Source organism: Petropleomorpha daqingensis, from assembly GCF_013408985.1.
In the GTDB taxonomy this organism is placed as follows: domain Bacteria; phylum Actinomycetota; class Actinomycetes; order Mycobacteriales; family Geodermatophilaceae; genus Petropleomorpha; species Petropleomorpha daqingensis.
This window is the reverse complement of sequence record NZ_JACBZT010000001.1, coordinates 4,671,721-4,689,209: the sequence shown is the minus strand read 5'-3', so window position 1 is coordinate 4,689,209 and position 17,489 is coordinate 4,671,721. Positions and strand designations below refer to the sequence as shown.

The window sequence follows — 17,489 nt, the reverse complement described above, 5'->3', positions numbered from 1 at the left end:
ATGGCCGAGAACGACCACGTCCCGGTGACCTACGACAGCTGCGCGCACGTCGAGGGGCCGTTCTTCCACGGGACGAAGTCGGCGCTGGCGGTCGGCGACGAGCTGGTGCCCGGCTACGGCTCGAACTTCCAGCAGGGCCGGGTGTCCAACCACATCTACTTCACCGCGCTCGAGGGCACGGCCGCCTGGGGAGCGGAGCTGGCGACCGCGCTGGCCGGCAGCGAGGAACGCGGCCACATCTACGTCGTGGAGCCGCTGGGCCCCTTCGAGGACGACCCGAACGTGACGAACAAGCGGTTCCCCGGCAATCCCACCGAGTCCTACCGCACCCGCCATCCGCTGCGCGTCGTCGGCGAGGTGGCGGACTGGCAGGGGCACGACCCGGAGGTCGTCAAGGGGATGCTCGACTCCCTCGCGCAGCTGCGCGAGCAGGGCCTCGACGTCATCGAGGACTAGCGAGCAGCCCCCGCACCGCCTCGATCGTGTCGGCCTGCCCCGGCGTCTTGTCCGGCCGGTAGCGGACCACCCGGGCGAAGCGCAGCGCCACGCCACCGGGGTAGCGCGGGCTGCGCTGGACGCCGTCGACGGCGATCTCGACGACCAGCTCGGGGCGCAGCAGCACACCCCACTGGTGCTGCTCGCGGGCCAGGTCGGGGAAGGTGCGCGTCTGCCACGCCAGCAGCTCGTCGGTCATGCCCTTGAACGTCTTGCCCACCATGACCGGCTCGCCGCCGTCGGGGTCGCGGGCGCCGAGGTGGATGTTGGACAGCTTCCCGGAGCGGCGGCCGTAGCCCCACTCCGCGCCGATCACCACCAGGTCGAGGGTGTGCACCGGCTTGACCTTCTGCCACGCCCGGCCGCGCCGCCCGGCGGCGTAGGGCGCGCCGAGGTCCTTGACGACGACGCCCTCGTGCCCGGCGGCGAGCGCGTCGGCCAGCACCCCCGCGGCCTGCGCCGGGTCGGGACGGCGGACGCCCGGCATGCGGAGCACGGCGTGCTCGTCGGCGGCGAGCAGCCCGGCGAGCGCGTCGAGCCGGGCGGCCAGCGGCTCGTCGAGCAGGTCGCGGCCGTCGAGGTGCAGCAGGTCGAAGAAGAACGGGGAGAGCAGCACGCTCTCGTCGGCGGTCGCGGCGCCGAAGCGGCTCATCGTGTCCTGGAAGGCGCGGGGCCGGCCGTCGTCGTCCAGCGCGAGGGTCTCGCCGTCGAGGACGGCGCTGCGGCAGGGCAGCGCGCGGACCCGCTCGACCAGCTCGGGCACCGCCTCGGTGATCTCGCGCAGGGTGCGGGTCCACACCCGGACGTCGTCGCCGTCGCGGTGCACCTGGACGCGGGCGCCGTCGAGCTTGAACTCCACGGTCACGTCGGCGCCGAGGTCGGCGAGCGCGTCGTCGAGCGAGCTGCCGGGGCTGGCCAGCATCGGGTGCACCGGCCGGCCGACCTCCAGCCGCACCGCCTCCAGGGCGGCCACCCCGCCGGTCAGCGCGGTCGCGGCCGTGCCGGGCAGGCTGCCGGACAGCATGAACGCGCGCCGCACGGCCGCCGCCGGGACGTCGGCCGCCGCGGCGACGGCGTCGAGGACGACGCCCTCCAGCGCCCCCTGGCGCAGCTCGCCGGTGAGCAGCCGGACCAGGAAGCGCTGCTCCTCGCCGGTGGCCGCCGAGAACAGCCCGGCCAGGAGCGTTTCGCGGCGGGCGGCCGACCCGGCGCCGGAGGTCGCCGCCAGCTCGGCCAGGACGGCGTCGACGGCGTGCACGGTCAGCGCCGGCTCCCCGGCGGGTTCGTGCTCGAGCCGGGTCAGCGTCCGCCAGCCGACCCCGAGCCGGCTCTGCAGCGGGTCGCCGGCCAGCCAGGCGGTGACCGCCGGGACCTCGTCCGGGTCGGCCCGTCGGAGCAGCTCGGCGATCGCCGCGGCCTTCGCCGTCCGGGCGCGGGTGGCCGCGACCGCGGCGGACGCGGCGACGACCTCGGCGAGCAGCACCAGCGCATCGTCGCAGGTCGCACCGACGTTCCCGCCGCCGGTGAACCGCTCCGGCCACCCGTTCGTGGTGGGAGGCATGGCGACCGCGCCCGATCTCCTCGTCGACCCCGTCGTCCTGCGGGAGCAGGTGCGCGACACGTACCGGCAGGTGGCGGCTGACCCGTCGCGGCGGTTCCACTTCTCCACGGGGCGGGATCTGGCCCGACGGCTCGGCTACGCCGACGACGTGGTGGCGGCACTGCCGGACCGGGCGGTCGAGTCGTTCGCCGGCGTCGCTGACCCGTGTGCGCTGCGGGCGCTGTCCGCCGGCGAGCGGGTGGTCGACGTGGGGTCCGGCGCCGGCTTCGACTCCTTCCTCGCGGCCCGGCAGGTCGGGCCGCAGGGCCGGGTCGTCGGCGTGGACATGACTCCGGAGATGGTGGACAAGGCGACGGCGACCGCCGCCGAGCTCGGCCTGGCGCAGGTCGAGTTCCGCCTCGGACTGGCCGAGGACCTCCCCGTCGAGGACGGCTGGGCCGACGTCGTGATCTCCAACGGCGTGCTCAACCTCTGCGCCGACAAGGGTGCCGTCCTGTCCGAGATCCGCCGCGTGCTGCGGCCCGGCGGGTGGCTGCAGTTCGCCGACATCGCCAACGGCCGCCCGGTGCCCGAGGGGGCGCTGCGGGACATCGACCTCTGGACCGGCTAGATAGCCGGGGGGCTGCCCCGTGCGGGCTGGCAGATGATCCTGGCCGAGACCGGCTTCACCGACGTCGCCGTCGGCGACCCGGTCGACACCTTCGGTGGCGCCGACGGCGAGCGCAACGCCCGGACCTTCGACGTCTTCGGCTACCCGTTCCTGGCCCGCCGGCCGGGCGGGTAGCTCAGCCGCCGCTCCCGCCGAGGGCGCCGACCGCGCGGGCGATCACCAGCAGCGAGGTGAACAGCGCCGCGGTCGCCTCCACGCCCATGAGGATCTTGGCCCGCGACGAGAGCGGCATGGTGTCGGTCGGGCTGAAGGCGCTCGAGTTCGTCGTCGACAGGTAGAGGTAGTCGACGAACAGCGGGATCCAGTCGGCCCGCTGGCTCGACCCGGCCGCGACCTCGACCACGGTGTCCTTGGTCTCGTCCTGGGTGAACCGGAAGTCGGCGAGCGGGATCCGCTCGCGGGGCAGGGTGATGCGGGCGACCGGACCGCCGCGGTCGAGCTCCCAGTAGAGCAGCGCGAACGCGATCACGTTGGTGGTCCAGACCTGCAGCGCGGCCAGCAGCAGCTCGCGGCCGCCGGGGGAGGACTTCACCAGGTCGTGCACCAGCAGGCCCAGCGCGACCAGGTTGGTCAGCGTGACCAGCGCCGCCAGGGCCAGTGACACCGTCCGCGACCAGCGGGTCTGCTTCGTGAGCCGGCGCGGGCTGTGGACCACCAGCGTGACGAGCAGGACCAGCTCGAGGCCGGGGATCAGCAGCCGCGGCGCGAAGAGCAGGCTCTCCGGCAGCAGCGCGTACAGGGCGATGGCTACCAGGACGGCGAGCGCTGCCGGCCAGCGGTGCTCGCCCTCGCGGTCCCGGCGGGTCCGTCGCGCGCTGTCCGCCGGCTCGGAGGAACGCCTCCTCCTGCTGCCTTCGGCCATGCCGCGATGATCCCCCGGCGGCCTGGCGGCGGCCTGTGGGCGGTCCGCCGTCCTCACCGGGAAGGGTGAGGACGGCGGCCGGCGTCAGCCCACGATCCGGCGGGCGCTGTTGTAGGAGGGCATCGAGTCGAGCGGGACGACCTTGACCGGCTCACCGGCGGTGGAGGCGTGCACCATCTGGCCGTTGCCGATGTACATCCCGACGTGGCTGACCGGGGAGTAGAAGAACACCAGGTCACCCGGCTGCAGGGCCGACTTCGACACCGGCGTCCCCATCCCGGACTGCATGCTGCTGGAGTGCGGCAGGCTGACGCCGGCGGCCTTGTAGGCGTACTGGGTCAGCCCCGAGCAGTCGAAGGACCCGGGCCCGGCGGCGCCCCAGACGTACGGCTTGCCCACCTGTGCCAGCGCCGTGTTCACCGCGGTCTGGGCGGCGGAGCTGCCGGCCGCGACGGGGGCGGGGGCGGCAGCGGGTGCCGGTGCCGGGGAGGGTGCGGGCGCGGGGTTGGCCCGGGCCGTCCGGGAGGCCGGTGCCGGCGCGCTGGCGGCCGCGGTCTGCTGCGCGGCCCGTTCGGCGGCCGCGCGGGAGGCGCGCTGCTCCTCGGCGGTCAGCCGGTCGTACGCGGCCTGGTAGACGGCGATCTGGTCGTTGAGCGCCTTCTGCTGGGCGGCCACCCGTTCGACCTGCGCCTGCGCCGCGGCGGCCGCGTGGTCGGCGGCTGCCTGCGCCTGGTGGGCGTCGTCGGTGGCCTGGCGGGCGGTGTCCAGCACGTCCGCCCGCTGGCCGCCGATGGTGTTCAGCATGACCAGCCGGTCGACCACCTGGCCGACCGAGTGGCTCGACAGCAACGCCTCGGCGGCGCTGAGCCGGCCGCCGGTGTAGGCGTCGCGCGCCAGGCGGGCGACCTGCTGACGGGCACCGGTGACGGCGGCGTCGGCGGACACCACCTGCTGGGCCGCCTGCGCTGCGGCGGTCTGCCGGAGCGCGAGCTGCTCGCGGGCCTCGTTGACCTGTTCGGAGACCACTTCCAGGTCGTGCGCGCGGCCGGCGACGAGTTGTGCCGCCTCGGCGGAGGTGGAGGGGTCGGACGGAGCGGCGTAGCCGGGGGAGGGGATCAGCGCCACGCCGCAGGCGGCGGCGACGGTGAGGAGGATCCGGGGGTGGGCAGAGATGCGTGAACTCGCCATGGTGCGGCGGGTTGTTCCTTTCTTCCGCGACCGCCTACCGAGTTAGCTGACGGGTTCGGGCGGGAAGGACGCCCGGCCCCTCGACGGCTCGCGGGGAGTCGTCGGGGCGCTTCACCCCAGTGCTGCGGTGGGTCCCCGGTCCACCCTCCGTGCGGCGCACGGCGAGCGGTTCGGCGGCGTCCGGGCGGTCGTCGCCGGGAAGGTGACGGAGCGGTCCGTCCGGACCGGATCAACGTAGGCGCGCCCGGAGAGGGTGACAAGCCGAGCGGGGTGCCGGGAGCCACATCCGGCCCTCGGGCGTTGGACAGGTGCGGCGCCGACGGTGGACGCCGGAGAGGAGTCCCCAATGAGTCCCATCGGTGCCCTGCTCGGCACGATCCTGCTGCTGGCGATGCTGGTCCTGCTCGCCCGCGTCGTCCTCGACTGGGTCGGCGTGCTCGCCCCGAGCGCCGGGCCGGGCCTCAGCCGTGCCCGGGCGATCGTCTACCGGATCACCGAGCCGGTGATCGCGCCGGTGCGCCGGGTCGTCCCGCCGCTGCGGATCGGCGGGCTGTCGATCGACCTCGCGTTCACGATCGTGTTCATCGGCGTGCTCGTGCTACGGGCAATCGTCGTCCGGTTCTAGGTAGCGTCGGTGGGGTGACGACGACCTCCCCGGGCACGCTCGAGGCGCTCACCCGGCGGCTGCCGGACAGCACCCTGATCACCGACGACGACGTCCTGGCGAGCGTCAGCTCCGACGAGGCGGAGTGGGCTGAGGTCGGCCGGGCGGTCGCCGCCGTCCGCGCCCGCAGCACCGCCGAGGTGCAGCAGGTCGTCGCCGTGTGCGCCGAGCTGCGCGTGCCGGTGGTGACCCGCGGCGCCGGCACCGGTCTGTCCGGCGGGGCCAACGCCGTCGAGGGCGGGCTGGTGCTCGACCTGTCGAAGATGGACCGGGTGCTGGAGATCGACGAGGACGACCTGGTCGCCGTCGTCGAGCCCGGCGTCGTCAACGACGACCTCAAGGCCGCCGTCGCCGAGCACGGCCTGTGGTACCCGCCGGACCCGGCCAGCTCGCCCTGGTCGACGATCGGCGGCAACGTGGCCACCAACGCCGGTGGGCTGTGCTGCCTGAAGTACGGCGTCACCCGCGACTACGTGCTCGGTCTGCAGGCGGTGGTCGGCGGCCCGGCGGGGGAGTACGGCACCGCCGTCCGGATGGGCCGGCGCACCACCAAGGGCGTGGCCGGTTACGACCTGACCGGCCTCGTGGTCGGCTCCGAGGGCACCCTGGGTGTCGTCACCGAGGTGACCCTGCGGCTGCGCCCGGCGCCGGCCGCGGCGCCCCGCACCGTCGTCGGTGCGTTCGGCTCGCTCGTCGCCGCCGGCGAGGCGGTCGCGCTGGCCACCCGCCGCAAGCTCACCCCGCTCGCGCTGGAACTGCTCGACGGGCCGACGCTGCGGGTGGTCGAGGAGTGGAAGCACCTGGGCATCGAGGCCGACGCCGCCGCGCTGCTGCTGGCCAAGATCGACACCCCCGGCGCGTCCGGCGAGGAGGAGGCGACGGCGATGGCCGCCGCCTTCCGCGAGGCCGGCGCGCTGTGGGCCGAGCAGTCCAGCGACGACGCCGAGGCCGAGGCGCTGTTCGCCGCCCGGCGGCTGGCCTACCCGGCGATGGAGCGGCTCGGCCCGGTGCTCACCGAGGACATCTGCGTGCCGCGTTCGCAGGTGCCCGGGATGCTCGCCGACATCGAGGCGATCTCCCTGCGCCACGGGGTGCAGATCGGGTCGATCGCGCACGCCGGCGACGGCAACCTGCACCCGTGCATGATCTCGCCGCCGGACGACGAGGCCGCCCGGGCCGCGGCGATCGCGGCGTTCGACGACATCCTCGAGGCGGCGATCGCCCGCCGCGGGACGGTCACCGGCGAGCACGGCGTCGGCCTGCTCAAGCGCGCCGGCATGCGCGCCGAGCTCGACCCCGGCGCGCAGGCGATGCAGCGCGCGATCAAGCAGGCACTCGACCCGCTGGACCTGTTCAACCCGGGCAAGGTGGTCGGCGAGCCGTGAGCGACGTCCGCAGCCTGGGTGGCCTCGAGGTCGAGGTGGTCGCCGGCCGCACCGAGCCCGTGCTCGCCATCCACGGCGTGAGCAGCAACCGGCGGCTGTGGAACTGGCTGCGGGCCGAGGCGCCGGAGCTCTCCTTGATCGCGCCGGACCTGCGGGGGCGGGGCGGCAGCGTCGGGGTCGGCGGCCCGTCGTCGGTCGCCCGGCACGCCGAGGACATGGTCGCCGTCCTCGACGCGCTCGACCTGGAGAGCGTGAGCGTCTGCGGCATGTCGATGGGCGGGTTCGTCGCGGTGGCGCTGGCCACCGCGCACCCCGACCGCGTGCGCGACCTCGTCCTGGTGGACGGCGGCTTCCCGATGTCGGTGCACGAGGGGGTCACCGAGGACGGCGTGCGCGCGGCCTTCACCGCCCAGGCCTCACGGGTCGGCCGGACCTTCACCGACGTCGACGAGTACGCCGACTTCGTGCTGCCCGGCATGCCGCTGCTGGACCGCGACGACCCGTTGCTGCGGGACTACCTCGTCCACGATCTGGCCGACGGCCGGGTGCGGCTGGACCCTGGCATCCTCGTCGCCGACGCGACCGACACCATCCTCGGCCCGTCGTCCTGGCGGCAGCTGGACCGCCCGACGCGTCTCGTCTACGCCGAGTGGAGCACCGGCGAGGGCTCAGCACCGGCCTATCCGCCGGACCGGGTCGCCCAGCTCGCCGCCGAGCTCCCGGCTTTGCAGGCCACCGAGCTGGTCGAGGGCGTCGACCACGCGGCCAGCATCATGACCCGCCGCGGCGCTGCGGTGGTGGCGGAGCACCTCCGCACTCTCTGAGGCCGGCCTCACGGAGCGGGGGTGGTCTCCGTGGTGGTGTCGGTCGGTGTGGTGTCGGTCGGTGTGGTGTCGGTCGGCGTCGTCGTCTCCGGCGGGGTGGTGGTCTCCGGGGGCGTCGTGGTTTCCGGGGGCGTGGTGGTCTCGGGGGGCGTCGTCGTCTCCGGCGGGGTGGTGGTTTCCGGCGGGGTGGTGGTTTCCGGCGGGGTGGTGGTCTCGGGAGGCGTCGTCGTCTCCGCCGGGGTGGTGGTCCCAGGGGGCGTCGTCGTGTCCACCGGGGTGGTGACCTCCGTCGGGCCGCTGACCTCCGCCGGGGTCGTGCCGTCCGTCGGTTCCGCGGCCGCGTCGATCGACGGGAGCGGGTCGACGGTCACCAGGGGCACGCCGACGGGCACCTCGCCGAGCATCCCGTCGGCGGCCGCGGTGGCGGCGAAGTCCTCGATCATGGCCGACAGCGACGGGTCCTCCACGGCGGTCCCCGGCGGCAGCTCCACGGGGATGGTGGCCTGCGGCGCGGCGTCGTCGCGGGGAACGGGTGTCGTCGAGGTGGGGGAGTCCTCCTCGAGCGCCGTGGGCTGGTCGTCGCCGGCCGTCTGCAGGCTCTGGGCCACCCCGCCCACGGTGAGGAAGATGCCGAGCGCGACCGCGCCGGCCAGCAGCCGCTGCTTCCGGCGGGACGGCGTGCGCTCGACCTCCGCCGGGACGACGGTGACGACCGCCGCGTGGCGGACCGGGGGCCGTACGCGCGCCGGCCGGGGCGCGAACAGGGCAGCCACCAGCGCACCGAAGAGCAGCACTCCGGCGCCGACGAGCATGGCGCTGCCGAAGCCGTCGGCGAAGGCCGAGCGCGCGCCGGAGGCGAGGTCGGCGCCGCGCGGACCCAGACCGGTGGCCACGCCGAACGCCTGGGCGACGCCGGCCTCGGCACGGGCGGCGACGTGCTCGGGCAGCCCGCGGGTCACGCGCAGCACGTCGTCGCCGTAGACGGCGAGCAGCACGCTGGCCGCGACGGCGCCGCCGAGCGCGCCGCCCACCTCGCGGGTGACGTCGTTGACCGCGGCTGCGACGGTGCGCCGGTCGGCCGGCAGCCCGTCGATGATCAGCTGGGTCCCGGGGGTCAGCGCCAGGCCGAAGCCGACGCCGAAGGCCAGCAGCACGACCTCGAACTGCCACAGCGGTGCGCTCCCGGCGGCCTGGACGGCGAAGAGGCCGAGCGCGCCGGCCATCTGCGCCATGCCCCAGGCGGCGACGGGCCCGGCACCGAGGCGGCGGACCAGCACCGGCCCGGCCTGCGCCGTGGGGCCGATGCCGAGCGCCATCGGCGCCAGCGCGAGTGCCGCCTGCAGCGGGGTGAGCCCGTGCACGTACTGCAGCCACTGCGGGGCGAGGAAGAAGACGCCGAACGCGGCGAAGAACTGCAGGAACACCACCACGCTGCCGGCGGAGAGCGCAGGGGAGCGGAACAGGCGGACGTCGAGCAGGGGGTGCCGGCTGCGCAGCTCGTGGCCGACGAAGGCGACCAGGGTGAGCCCGCCGAGGGCCAGCGCGGTGACGGCGGCCGGGTCGGTCCACCCGCGCTCGGGGCCCTCGACGATGCCGTAGACCAGGCCGCCGAGGCCGAGGAGGGCCAGCAGCCCGCCGAGCGGGTCCAGGTGCAGGTCCGGGTTCGACGAGGCGGGGACGACGAGCGCCGACAGCAGCAGCACCGCGGCCGAGAGGCCACCGAAGACCAGCTGCACGCTGCCCCACCACGCGAACTCCAGCAGGACGCCGGCGAGCAGCAGCCCGAGCAGGGCGCCGGCTCCCGACACCGCGGCCCAGATGCCGATCGCCGTCCCGCGCCGCTCCGCCGGGAAGGCCCCGACGAGCACCGACAGGGTGGCCGGCATGACCGCCGCCGCGCCGGCGCCGGCCAGCGCGCGGAGCACGACGAGGGCGACCGGATCGGCGACCAGGCCCGAGGCGAGGCTGGCGCCGGCGAAGACGGCCAGGCCCAGCAGCAGCGCCCCTCTGCGGCCGTAGCGGTCGGCGGCGATGCCCAGGGGCAGCAGCAGGCCGGCGAAGGTGAGGGCGTAGACGTTGACCGCCCAGGTCAGCTCGGTCTGCGAGGCTCCGGTGTCACGGGCCAGGTCGGGCAGGGCGAGCGCGAGGGAGGAGCCGGCGCCGATGACGAGGGCGAGCGCGGCGCACATGACGGCCAGCAGCGCACCCAGGCTGCGCACACGGACCCGCTGGTGAGTCATGCTGACTCCAGACGGTCGTCTCATACGTCCGTATTAGGCGAGAGCCAGCATGGAGGTGGCATGACGCCCGGCGCAACCCCCGCGCGGCTGCTGGACGCGGCCGAGGAGCTGCTGGCCCGGTACGGGCCGGCCGGCACCTCGGTGCGCGACGTGCTGCGGCTGGCCGGCGTCGGCAACGCCGCCGCCGTCGGGTACTACTTCGGCGGCAAGGACGCGCTGGTCGCAGCCGTCGAGCGCCGCGTGGTGGACGGCGTCCTGGCCGAGCGCGAGACGTCGCTGGCGACGCTGTCCCGAGCGCCCGACGTCGACGGTCTGGTCGACGGGTGGGTGCGGCCGATCGTGGAGCTGCGCTGTGCCGGGCGCGGGCGCTACGCGGCCCGGGTGTTCGCCCGCATCTTCGAGGCGCCGCCCGAGCGGTGGGCGGCCAACGGGGCCGCGGCGACCCGCGAGCTCGCGCTGCGCTACTGCGCTGCGGTCGCCCCGCTGCTGCCCCACCTCGACGAGCGGGAGCTGACCTGGCGCTGGCAGTGCGTCACCGCCACCACCGACTTCTACGCGATCGGGGCGCTCGACTTCGGCGAGCCGGCCCCGGGCGCCGCGCAGGTGGACGAGCACGTCCGGCGGCTCGTCGTCCCCGGCAGCGCCCTCCTGCGCGCCCCCGCGAGCTAGTACTGCCGTTGGGCAGTCCGCGGGGCAAGAGTGTGCGCAGAGTGCCAGTTCGTGCCCCTCGACCTGACAGTCAGCGCACGCTGTTCGGCCCGGCGGACGTTCCCGCCGCGGTCGAGATTCGCCTGAGGGCGTCATCGACCGGGCGGCCCGCATCATGACCCGCCGGGGCGCGGCGGTCGTCGTCCGCCACCTCTCGGAGGTGCTCGCCCCCTCGGCTGGTTGACTCGGCCCGTGCACCTGGGCGTGGACAGCTTCGTCGCGGCGGTCACCGATCCCACCACCGGTCGGCGGATCGGCCCCGAGGAACGGATGGCGCACCTGCTCGAGGAGATCGCGCTGGCCGACGAGGCCGGGCTGTACTCCTTCGGCATCGGTGAGCACCACCGCAGCGAGTACTACGACTCCGCTCCGCCGGTGATCCTCGGCGCGGCCGCCGCCCGCACCTCCCGGATCCGGCTGAACAGCGCGGTGTCCGTGCTCAGCGCCGCCGACCCGGTCCGGGTCTACCAGCAGTTCGCGACGCTCGACCTGATCTCCGGCGGCCGGATCGACCTGGTGGTCGGCCGCGGCTCGTTCACCGAGGCGTTCCCGCTGTTCGGGCTGAGCCTGGCCGACTACGACGAGTTGTTCGAGGAGAAGCTCGACCTGCTGCTGCGCATCCGGGAGTCCGAGCACGTCACCTGGTCGGGCCGGCACCGGCCCGCGCTGACCGGCCAGGGCGTGTACCCGCGGGCACTGCAGGACCCGCTGCCGATCTGGGTCGGGGTCGGCGGCACGCCGGAGTCGTTCGCGCGGGCGGGCCTCCTGGGCCTGCCGCTCATGGTGGCGATCATCGGCGGCGAGCCGCGGCAGTTCGGGCCGCTCATCGACCTCTACCGCCGCGCCGGCGCGCACGCCGGGCACGACCCGCAGGCGCTGAAGGTCGGCCTGCACGTGTTCGGCTTCGTCGCGGAGAGCACGCAGGCCGCGGCCGACACGGTCTACCCGGGCTGGCACGAGATGTTCGCCAAGGTCTCCCGCGAGCGCGGCTTCGCCCCGCCCAGCCGGGCGCAGTTCGACGCGACCAGCGGCCCGGACGGCGCCTTCTTCATGGGCGACCCCGAGACGGTCGCCGAGAAGCTCGTGCGCATCTCCGCCCAGCTCGGGGGGGTGCACCGCGTCTCGCTGCAGATGACCAACCCGCGGCTGGCTCACGCCGACCTGCTGCGCGGCATCGAACTGCTGGGCACCGAGGTCGCTCCCCGGGTGGCCGCGGAGGTCTAGCGCGCCGTCTCTTCCCTCGGCGCCTCCGGTGCGCTGTGCTGCAAGGCACAGCTCGCGCACCCGGGGAGGACACCGCCATGACGCAGACCCTCGACTCGCCCCCGCTGTCCCCGCAGCAGCGGGCGGAGAGCTGGCTGTCCGGCTTCGAGCAGGCGCTGCGGGAGCGGGACGTCGCCCGCGCCGCCGGCATGTTCGCCGCCACCAGCTTCTGGCGCGACCTGGTCGCCTTCTCCTGGAACCTCACGACCGTCGAGAACCCGGACGGCGTCACCGACCTGCTGACCGCGACGCTGGAGTCCACCGACCCGAGCGGGTTCGCCGTCGAGGAGCCGCCGGACGAGGCCGACGGCGTCACCACCGCCTGGTTCACCTTCGAGACGGCGGTCGGGCGCGGTCGCGGGCTGGTCCGGCTGGTGGAGGAGGACGGCGTCCCGAAGGCCTGGACGTTGCTCACCACCCTCTACGAGCTCAAGGGCTTCGAGGAGCCGAAGGGCCCGCGCCGGCCGATGGGCGCCGAGCACGGCGTGAACAAGGAGCGGCTGACCTGGCTGGAGCGCCGGGAGAAGGAGCAGGCCGAGCTCGGCACCACGGTCCAGCCGTACGTGCTGGTGGTCGGCGGCGGCCAGGGCGGCATCGCGATCGGCGCGCGGCTGCGGCAGCTCGGCGTCCCGAGCCTCGTCGTCGACAAGCACGCGCGACCGGGCGACCAGTGGCGCGGCCGGTACAAGTCGCTGTGCCTGCACGACCCGGTCTGGTACGACCACCTGCCCTACCTGAAGTTCCCCGACACCTGGCCGGTGTTCTCCCCGAAGGACAAGATCGGCGACTGGCTCGAGTCCTACGTCGAGGCCATGGAGGTCCCGTACTGGACCGGCACGACGGTCACCTCGGCCGAGTACTCGCCCGAGCGGGGGGAGTGGACGGTCGAGCTCGAGCGGGACGGCGACCCGCTGACCCTGCGGCCCCAGCAGCTCGTTCTGGCCACCGGCATGTCGGGCAAGCCGAACATCCCGGACCTGCCCGGCCAGGACGTCTTCCGCGGCGACCAGCACCACTCCTCGGCGCACCCGGGCCCGGACGCCTACGCGGGCAAGCGGTGCGTGGTCATCGGCAGCAACAACTCGGCCTTCGACATCTGCGGCGCGCTGTGGGAGCACGGCGCCGACGTCACGATGGTCCAGCGCTCGTCGACGCACATCGTCCGCAGCGCCACGCTCATGGACATCGGCCTCGGCGCGCTCTACAGCGAGGAGGCGGTGGCGGCCGGCGTGACGACGGAGAAGGCGGACATGATCTTCGCCTCGCTGCCGTACCGGATCATGCACGAGTTCCAGATCCCGCTGTACCAGCAGATGGCCGAGCGCGACGCCGACTTCTACGAGCGGCTGGAGGCCTCCGGGTTCCGGCACGACTGGGGCGACGACGGCTCGGGCCTGTTCATGAAGTACCTGCGGCGCGGCTCCGGCTACTACATCGACGTCGGGGCCGCCGACCTGGTGGCCGACGGTGAGGTGAAGCTGGCGCACGGGCAGGTGGTCCGGCTCACCGAGGACGCCGTCGTCCTGGACGACGGCACCGAGCTGCCGGCGGACCTCGTCGTCTACGCCACCGGCTACGGGTCGATGAACGGCTGGGCCGCCGACCTCATCGGCCAGGACGTCGCGGACAAGGTCGGCAAGGTGTGGGGCCTGGGCTCGGGGACGACGAAGGACCCCGGGCCGTGGGAGGGCGAGCAGCGCAACATGTGGAAGCCCACCCAGCAGGAGGCGCTGTGGTTCCACGGCGGCAACCTGCACCAGTCGCGGCACTACTCGCTCTACCTCGCGCTGCAGCTCAAGGCCCGCTACGAGGGGATCCCGACGCCGGTGCACGGACTGCAGGAGGTGCACCACCTCTCCTGAGCCGCCGGCCCGGCTGGTCGCCGCCGGCGCCGCGGCCAACCTGGCGGTCGGGACGCTGTTCGCCTGGAGCCTGGTGGCGCAGGACGCGGCCGCCGACGTCGGGCTGTCCGCGGGCGGGGCCGCGGGGGTGTTCGCGACGGCGATCGTGGTGTTCAGCGCGGTGCTGCTCGGGCTGGGCCCGCTGCAGCGCCGCGCCGGGCCGCGCCGCCTGCTCGTCGCCGCGGCCGCGCTCGCGGCGGCGGGGCTGCTGCTCGCCGCGTCGGCTGCGTCGCCGGCGGTGCTGTGGGTGGGCTTCGCCGGGCTGTTCGGGGCGGCGAACGGGCTCGGCTACGGGGTCGCGGTGGGACTGCCCGCCCGGGTCGCGCACCGCCGCGGCACGGCGACCGGGATCGTGGTCGCCGCCTACGCGGCCGGCCCGGTGCTGCTGGGGCTCGTGGCGCCCGCCGCGATCTCGGTGGCCGGGTGGCGGACCTGCCTCGCCGTCCTCGCGCTCCCCGTGACGGCGCTGCTCGCGCTGGCCGCCGTGCTGGCGCCCGGCGAACCGGCCGGGACCGGCCGTCCCCGGACGACGCCGGCCCCGCGCCGGCCGGTCGTGCTGCTGTGGCTGGTCTTCGCCGGTGGCTGCGCGCCCGGGCTGGCGCTGTTCGCGCAGGCCGCGCCGCTGGCGGCGGACCGGGGAACGCAGGCTGCGGCACTGGCCGTCGCGGCGCTCGGCGCCGGCAACCTGGTCGGGCGGCTCGTCGCGGGCTGGTGGTCCGACCGGGTCGGCAGGCTGGCCGCTCTGGGAACGGCGCTGGCGATCGGGGCGGTTGCGATCGGCTGCCTGCTCGGCCCGGCCGCGGTGGTCCTGGCCGGCTTCCTGGGCAGCGGGCTGGCGTACGGCGCGGTCTCCGCGCTGGTGCCGGCGCTGACCGCGGACCGCGTCGGGGCCGCGGCGTTCCCGGCGGCGTACGGCCGGGTCTTCACCGGCTGGGGCGCCGCCGGGCTGCTCGCGCCGGTGGCGGGGGCGTGGTTGTTCGGCCTGGCGGACCCGGCGCTGCTGCTGGCCGCCCTGCCGCTGGTGCCCGCCGGGCTCGCGGTGCTGCTGCTCGCCCGGCGGGAACCGTGAGCGTCAGATCGCGCGGACGTTCTCCGCCTGCGGGCCCTTCTGGCCCTGCGTGATGTCGAACTCGACGCGCTGCGCCTCGTCCAGCGAGCGGTAGCCGGTGCCGCTGATCGCGGAGAAGTGGCAGAAGACGTCGGGGCCGCCGCCGTCCTGCTCGATGAAGCCGAAGCCCTTCTCGGCGTTGAACCACTTCACAGTGCCCTGGGTCATGTCGTTCTCGTTCCGTGCTGGAGGTGTGCCGGCCGGCGGATCGCCGGGCCGGGATCGCCGCACCGACCGGCGAAACCGAGAGGAACGTCAGGCAGAGACGACTGCCACGTCCGAGAACGAATGCAGTGGCACAGCAGCGATCGCGAGCCACTGTACGTGGCAGACCGGCACATCGGACTCAGGCGAGCACCCCATCGAGGTAGAGCCACCGGCCGCCCTCGCGCACGAACCGGCTGCGCTCGGCCTGGACGCCGTCCACCCGGTGGGCACGGAACTCCACCGTGCCCTCGTCGTCGAGCATGGAGCCGCCGGAGGTCGCCACGATCTCCAGCCCGGTCCAGCGCACGTCCGGATCGAGCTCCAGGGTCCGCGGCCGGGTGCGGGGGTGCCAGGTCTCGAGCAGGTACGCGGGGTCGCCGACGGCGAAGGCGCTGTAGCGCGAGCGCATGAGCTGCTCGGCGGTGGCCGCGGCCGCCAGCCCGTCGTGCAGCCGGCCGCAGCAGTCGGCGTAGGGCAGGCCGGTCCCGCAGGGGCAGCGCTTCGGGCTCACGCGGTCCACTGTGCCCGAGTGAGCAGTTGCGGTCGCCGACACGCCCCGACGCGCCGGCACGGGCGACCGCAGGTGCTCACTCGACCAGAAGCGCGAGTCAGTCCTCCGAGAGCCAGACGGCGCTGTCGGCGGGCAGCGCCACGCTGTGCGCCGAGCGCTTGACCGTGGTCGTCGAGGCCAGCAGCACGGTGCCGCGGGTGCGCACGAGCGTCGTCTCGGCGCCCATGTTGACCACGACGCGGACGACCGAGCCGTCCGGCCCGGTGCAGCGGATCGTGAGGACGTCGCCGGCCCGGGAGACCTCGGCCGTGCCCGAGCCCAGCGCCGGGGAGGCCTCCCGCAGCGCGAGCGCGCGCCGGTAGAGGGTCAGCATCGAGGCGCCGTCCCGGGACTGCCGCGACACGGCGAGGGAGTCCCAGCCCTCGGGCAGCGGCAGCCACGGCGCGGCGGCGCCGTCGGGGGAGAAGCCGACCCCGGGCGCGGTGTTCCACGGCAGCGGCACGCGGCAGCCGTCACGGCCGGCGCGGGCGCCGCCGCTGCGGAAGAAGATCGGGTCGCGTTTGGCCTCGTCGGGCACCGGGACCTGCGGCAGGCCCAGCTCGTCGCCGGCATACAGGTACGCCGACCCCGGCAGCGAGAGCAGCAGCAGCGCGGCCGCGCGGGCCCGGGCGGTGCCGACGGCGCCGCCGCCGAAGCGGGTGACCAGGCGGTCCTTGTCGTGGTTGCCGAGCACCCACGGCACGGAGGCCCCGACGGTCGAGAAGGCGTCGAGCGCGGAGCGCACGCCGTCCTCGAACGCGTCGGCCGACCACGGGGACTTCAGCAGCCGGAAGGCGAAGGACTGGTGCAGCTCGTCGGGCCGCGAGTACAGCGCCACCTGCTCGAGGTCGGCCAGGCAGACCTCGCCGACCAGCATCGTGCCGGGGTACTCGTCGCAGATCGCCCGCCAGCTGCGCCAGACGTCGTGCACCTCGGGCTGGTTCCAGGTCATCGCCTGCTCCGGACCGTGCCCGAACAGGGTGGGCGAGTACAGCCCCGGGTTGTCCCGCAGCTCGGGGTCCTTGAACAGGCCGTAGGCCACGTCGACGCGGAAGCCGCTCACGCCCCGGTCGAGCCAGAACCGCAGCGTCCTCTCGAAGTCGGCGGCCACGGCCGGGTCGCGCCAGTTGAGGTCGGGCTGCTCCGGGGCGAACAGGTGCAGGTACCAGCGGCCGTCCGGCGTCCGCGACCAGGCAGGGCCGCCGAACAGCGACTTCCAGTTGTTCGGCGGCTGCTCCGACGGCGGCGCGAAGTGGTATCGGGCCGCCTCGGGGGAGTCGGGGTCGGCCAGCGCCTTCCGGAACCAGGGGTGCTGGTCGGAGGAGTGGTTGGGGACGACGTCGAGCACGACGCGCAGGCCCAGCCGGCGGGCGTCGTCCACCAGCGCCTCGAGGTCGCCGACGTCGCCGTAGTCGGGGTCGACGGCGCGGTAGTCGATGACGTCGTAGCCGCCGTCGGCGCCGCCGGAGGGGTAGTGCGGGTTGATCCACAGCGCGTCGACGCCGAGCCACGACAGGTACGGCAGCCGCGAGCGCAGGCCGGCCAGATCACCGATCCCGTCGCCGTTGCCGTCGGCGAAAGAGCGCAGGTAGACCTGGTAGACCACCGCGGTCCGCCACCACTCGGCGGACTGCGCTGCAGGACGGTGCGCTGCCGTAGCGCGCCGTGCGGGGAACACCCGTGCCGACATGTGCCAACAATCGGCAAGACGGCCGGGTGAACGCGGCATTTCGTGTGCTGAACCGTGTCGATTTGATTGGCAGGTGTGCACAACCTCGGCGGGTTGGACGGCCGCCGCGCCAGGCAGAGGTGGTTCCCGGCAAGATCTGGGGCACACGTCGTCGACGTCGCGGGGCAGCGACA

General features: G+C 74.7%; 17 protein-coding genes and 1 riboswitch. Of the genes, 10 read left to right on the top strand and 7 right to left on the bottom strand.

Features of this window, described 5'->3' with window-relative positions; translation table 11 throughout:
* The gene (arr, locus tag GGQ55_RS23115) at positions 1-456 is read left to right on the top strand and encodes an NAD(+)--rifampin ADP-ribosyltransferase (RefSeq protein ID WP_179720807.1); all 456 of its coding nucleotides are present in this window, start codon (positions 1-3) and stop codon (positions 454-456) included.
* Here arr and GGQ55_RS23110 read toward each other — a convergent pair.
* A complete protein-coding gene (locus GGQ55_RS23110) occupies positions 443-2,056 on the bottom strand; it encodes an ATP-dependent DNA ligase (protein WP_218859402.1) in 1,614 nt (537 codons plus the stop codon). The two genes, arr and GGQ55_RS23110, sit on opposite strands and share 14 nt — an antisense overlap.
* Here GGQ55_RS23110 and GGQ55_RS23105 point away from each other — a divergent pair.
* A complete protein-coding gene (locus tag GGQ55_RS23105) occupies positions 2,055-2,666 on the top strand; it encodes a methyltransferase domain-containing protein (RefSeq protein WP_179720805.1) in 612 nt (203 codons plus the stop codon). The genes GGQ55_RS23110 and GGQ55_RS23105 overlap by 2 nt on opposite strands.
* Positions 2,667-2,699: 33 nt before the next feature.
* Positions 2,700-2,840, top strand: coding sequence for a hypothetical protein (locus GGQ55_RS28745; protein ID WP_179720803.1), 141 nt, complete (start codon positions 2,700-2,702; stop codon positions 2,838-2,840).
* A 1-nt stretch (position 2,841) separates the two neighbouring features.
* Here GGQ55_RS28745 and GGQ55_RS23095 read toward each other — a convergent pair whose 3' ends face one another.
* The gene (locus GGQ55_RS23095; protein WP_179720801.1) at positions 2,842-3,588 is read right to left on the bottom strand and encodes a hypothetical protein; all 747 of its coding nucleotides are present in this window, start codon (positions 3,586-3,588) and stop codon (positions 2,842-2,844) included.
* Between the two features lie 84 nt (positions 3,589-3,672).
* A complete protein-coding gene (locus GGQ55_RS23090; RefSeq protein WP_179720799.1) occupies positions 3,673-4,776 on the bottom strand; it encodes a C40 family peptidase in 1,104 nt (367 codons plus the stop codon).
* A gap of 16 nt (positions 4,777-4,792) precedes the next feature.
* Positions 4,793-4,943, bottom strand: a riboswitch (cyclic di-AMP (ydaO/yuaA leader).
* Between the two features lie 179 nt (positions 4,944-5,122).
* Between GGQ55_RS23090 and GGQ55_RS23085 the strand changes: the two genes are divergently transcribed.
* Genes GGQ55_RS23085 through GGQ55_RS23075 form a run of 3 tightly spaced genes read left to right on the top strand, consistent with a single transcriptional unit; the run spans position 5,123 to position 7,649 of the window.
* Positions 5,123-5,401: a YggT family protein gene (locus tag GGQ55_RS23085; RefSeq protein ID WP_179720797.1), complete on the top strand. Its 279-nt coding sequence runs from the start codon at positions 5,123-5,125 to the stop codon at positions 5,399-5,401.
* Positions 5,402-5,415: 14 nt separating this feature from the next.
* On the top strand, positions 5,416-6,825 hold the full coding sequence (locus GGQ55_RS23080; protein WP_179720795.1) for an FAD-binding oxidoreductase: 1,410 nt from the start codon (positions 5,416-5,418) through the stop codon (positions 6,823-6,825).
* A complete protein-coding gene (locus GGQ55_RS23075) occupies positions 6,822-7,649 on the top strand; it encodes an alpha/beta fold hydrolase (protein ID WP_179720793.1) in 828 nt (275 codons plus the stop codon). Before GGQ55_RS23080 ends, GGQ55_RS23075 begins: the two co-directional genes overlap by 4 nt.
* Before the next feature lie 8 nt (positions 7,650-7,657).
* Here GGQ55_RS23075 and GGQ55_RS23070 read toward each other — a convergent pair whose 3' ends face one another.
* A complete protein-coding gene (locus GGQ55_RS23070; protein WP_179720791.1) occupies positions 7,658-9,889 on the bottom strand; it encodes an MFS transporter in 2,232 nt (743 codons plus the stop codon).
* A gap of 60 nt (positions 9,890-9,949) precedes the next feature.
* Here GGQ55_RS23070 and GGQ55_RS23065 point away from each other — a divergent pair, with 60 nt between their 5' ends.
* From GGQ55_RS23065 to GGQ55_RS23050, 4 genes are all read left to right on the top strand, one after another.
* A complete protein-coding gene (locus GGQ55_RS23065) occupies positions 9,950-10,558 on the top strand; it encodes a TetR/AcrR family transcriptional regulator (RefSeq protein WP_179720789.1) in 609 nt (202 codons plus the stop codon).
* A 231-nt stretch (positions 10,559-10,789) separates the two neighbouring features.
* Positions 10,790-11,821, top strand: a complete 1,032-nt coding sequence (locus tag GGQ55_RS23060) for an LLM class flavin-dependent oxidoreductase (RefSeq protein ID WP_179720787.1) — start codon at positions 10,790-10,792, stop codon at positions 11,819-11,821.
* Positions 11,822-11,898: 77 nt separating this feature from the next.
* Complete coding sequence (locus GGQ55_RS23055) at positions 11,899-13,722, top strand: flavin-containing monooxygenase (protein ID WP_179720785.1); 1,824 nt, start codon at positions 11,899-11,901, stop codon at positions 13,720-13,722.
* Positions 13,723-13,735: 13 nt separating this feature from the next.
* On the top strand, positions 13,736-14,830 hold the full coding sequence (locus GGQ55_RS23050; RefSeq protein WP_366490364.1) for an MFS transporter: 1,095 nt from the start codon (positions 13,736-13,738) through the stop codon (positions 14,828-14,830).
* A gap of 3 nt (positions 14,831-14,833) precedes the next feature.
* On the opposite strand, the gene GGQ55_RS23045 is transcribed toward GGQ55_RS23050, so the two are convergent.
* The 3 genes from GGQ55_RS23045 to GGQ55_RS23035 form a co-directional block, all read right to left on the bottom strand.
* A complete protein-coding gene (locus GGQ55_RS23045) occupies positions 14,834-15,037 on the bottom strand; it encodes a cold-shock protein (protein ID WP_179720781.1) in 204 nt (67 codons plus the stop codon).
* Positions 15,038-15,215: 178 nt separating this feature from the next.
* A complete protein-coding gene (locus GGQ55_RS23040; RefSeq protein ID WP_179720779.1) occupies positions 15,216-15,587 on the bottom strand; it encodes a YchJ family protein in 372 nt (123 codons plus the stop codon).
* A 97-nt stretch (positions 15,588-15,684) separates the two neighbouring features.
* Positions 15,685-17,316, bottom strand: a complete 1,632-nt coding sequence (locus GGQ55_RS23035) for a glycoside hydrolase family 13 protein (RefSeq protein WP_179720777.1) — start codon at positions 17,314-17,316, stop codon at positions 15,685-15,687.
* Between the last annotated feature and the right edge of the window lie 173 nt (positions 17,317-17,489).

Coding starts and splice junctions, on each gene's coding strand:
- GGQ55_RS23095 (WP_179720801.1), bottom strand. CDS start 3,588: ATGGCCGAAGGCAGCAGGAGGAGGCGTTCCTCCGAGCCGGCGGACAGC.
- GGQ55_RS23090 (WP_179720799.1), bottom strand. CDS start 4,776: ATGGCGAGTTCACGCATCTCTGCCCACCCCCGGATCCTCCTCACCGTC.
- GGQ55_RS23085 (WP_179720797.1), top strand. CDS start 5,123: ATGAGTCCCATCGGTGCCCTGCTCGGCACGATCCTGCTGCTGGCGATG.
- arr (WP_179720807.1), top strand. CDS start 1: ATGGCCGAGAACGACCACGTCCCGGTGACCTACGACAGCTGCGCGCAC.
- GGQ55_RS23035 (WP_179720777.1), bottom strand. CDS start 17,316: ATGTCGGCACGGGTGTTCCCCGCACGGCGCGCTACGGCAGCGCACCGT.
- GGQ55_RS23110 (WP_218859402.1), bottom strand. CDS start 2,056: ATGCCTCCCACCACGAACGGGTGGCCGGAGCGGTTCACCGGCGGCGGG.
- GGQ55_RS23045 (WP_179720781.1), bottom strand. CDS start 15,037: ATGACCCAGGGCACTGTGAAGTGGTTCAACGCCGAGAAGGGCTTCGGC.
- GGQ55_RS23070 (WP_179720791.1), bottom strand. CDS start 9,889: ATGACTCACCAGCGGGTCCGTGTGCGCAGCCTGGGTGCGCTGCTGGCC.
- GGQ55_RS23105 (WP_179720805.1), top strand. CDS start 2,055: ATGGCGACCGCGCCCGATCTCCTCGTCGACCCCGTCGTCCTGCGGGAG.
- GGQ55_RS23055 (WP_179720785.1), top strand. CDS start 11,899: ATGACGCAGACCCTCGACTCGCCCCCGCTGTCCCCGCAGCAGCGGGCG.
- GGQ55_RS23065 (WP_179720789.1), top strand. CDS start 9,950: ATGACGCCCGGCGCAACCCCCGCGCGGCTGCTGGACGCGGCCGAGGAG.
- GGQ55_RS28745 (WP_179720803.1), top strand. CDS start 2,700: ATGATCCTGGCCGAGACCGGCTTCACCGACGTCGCCGTCGGCGACCCG.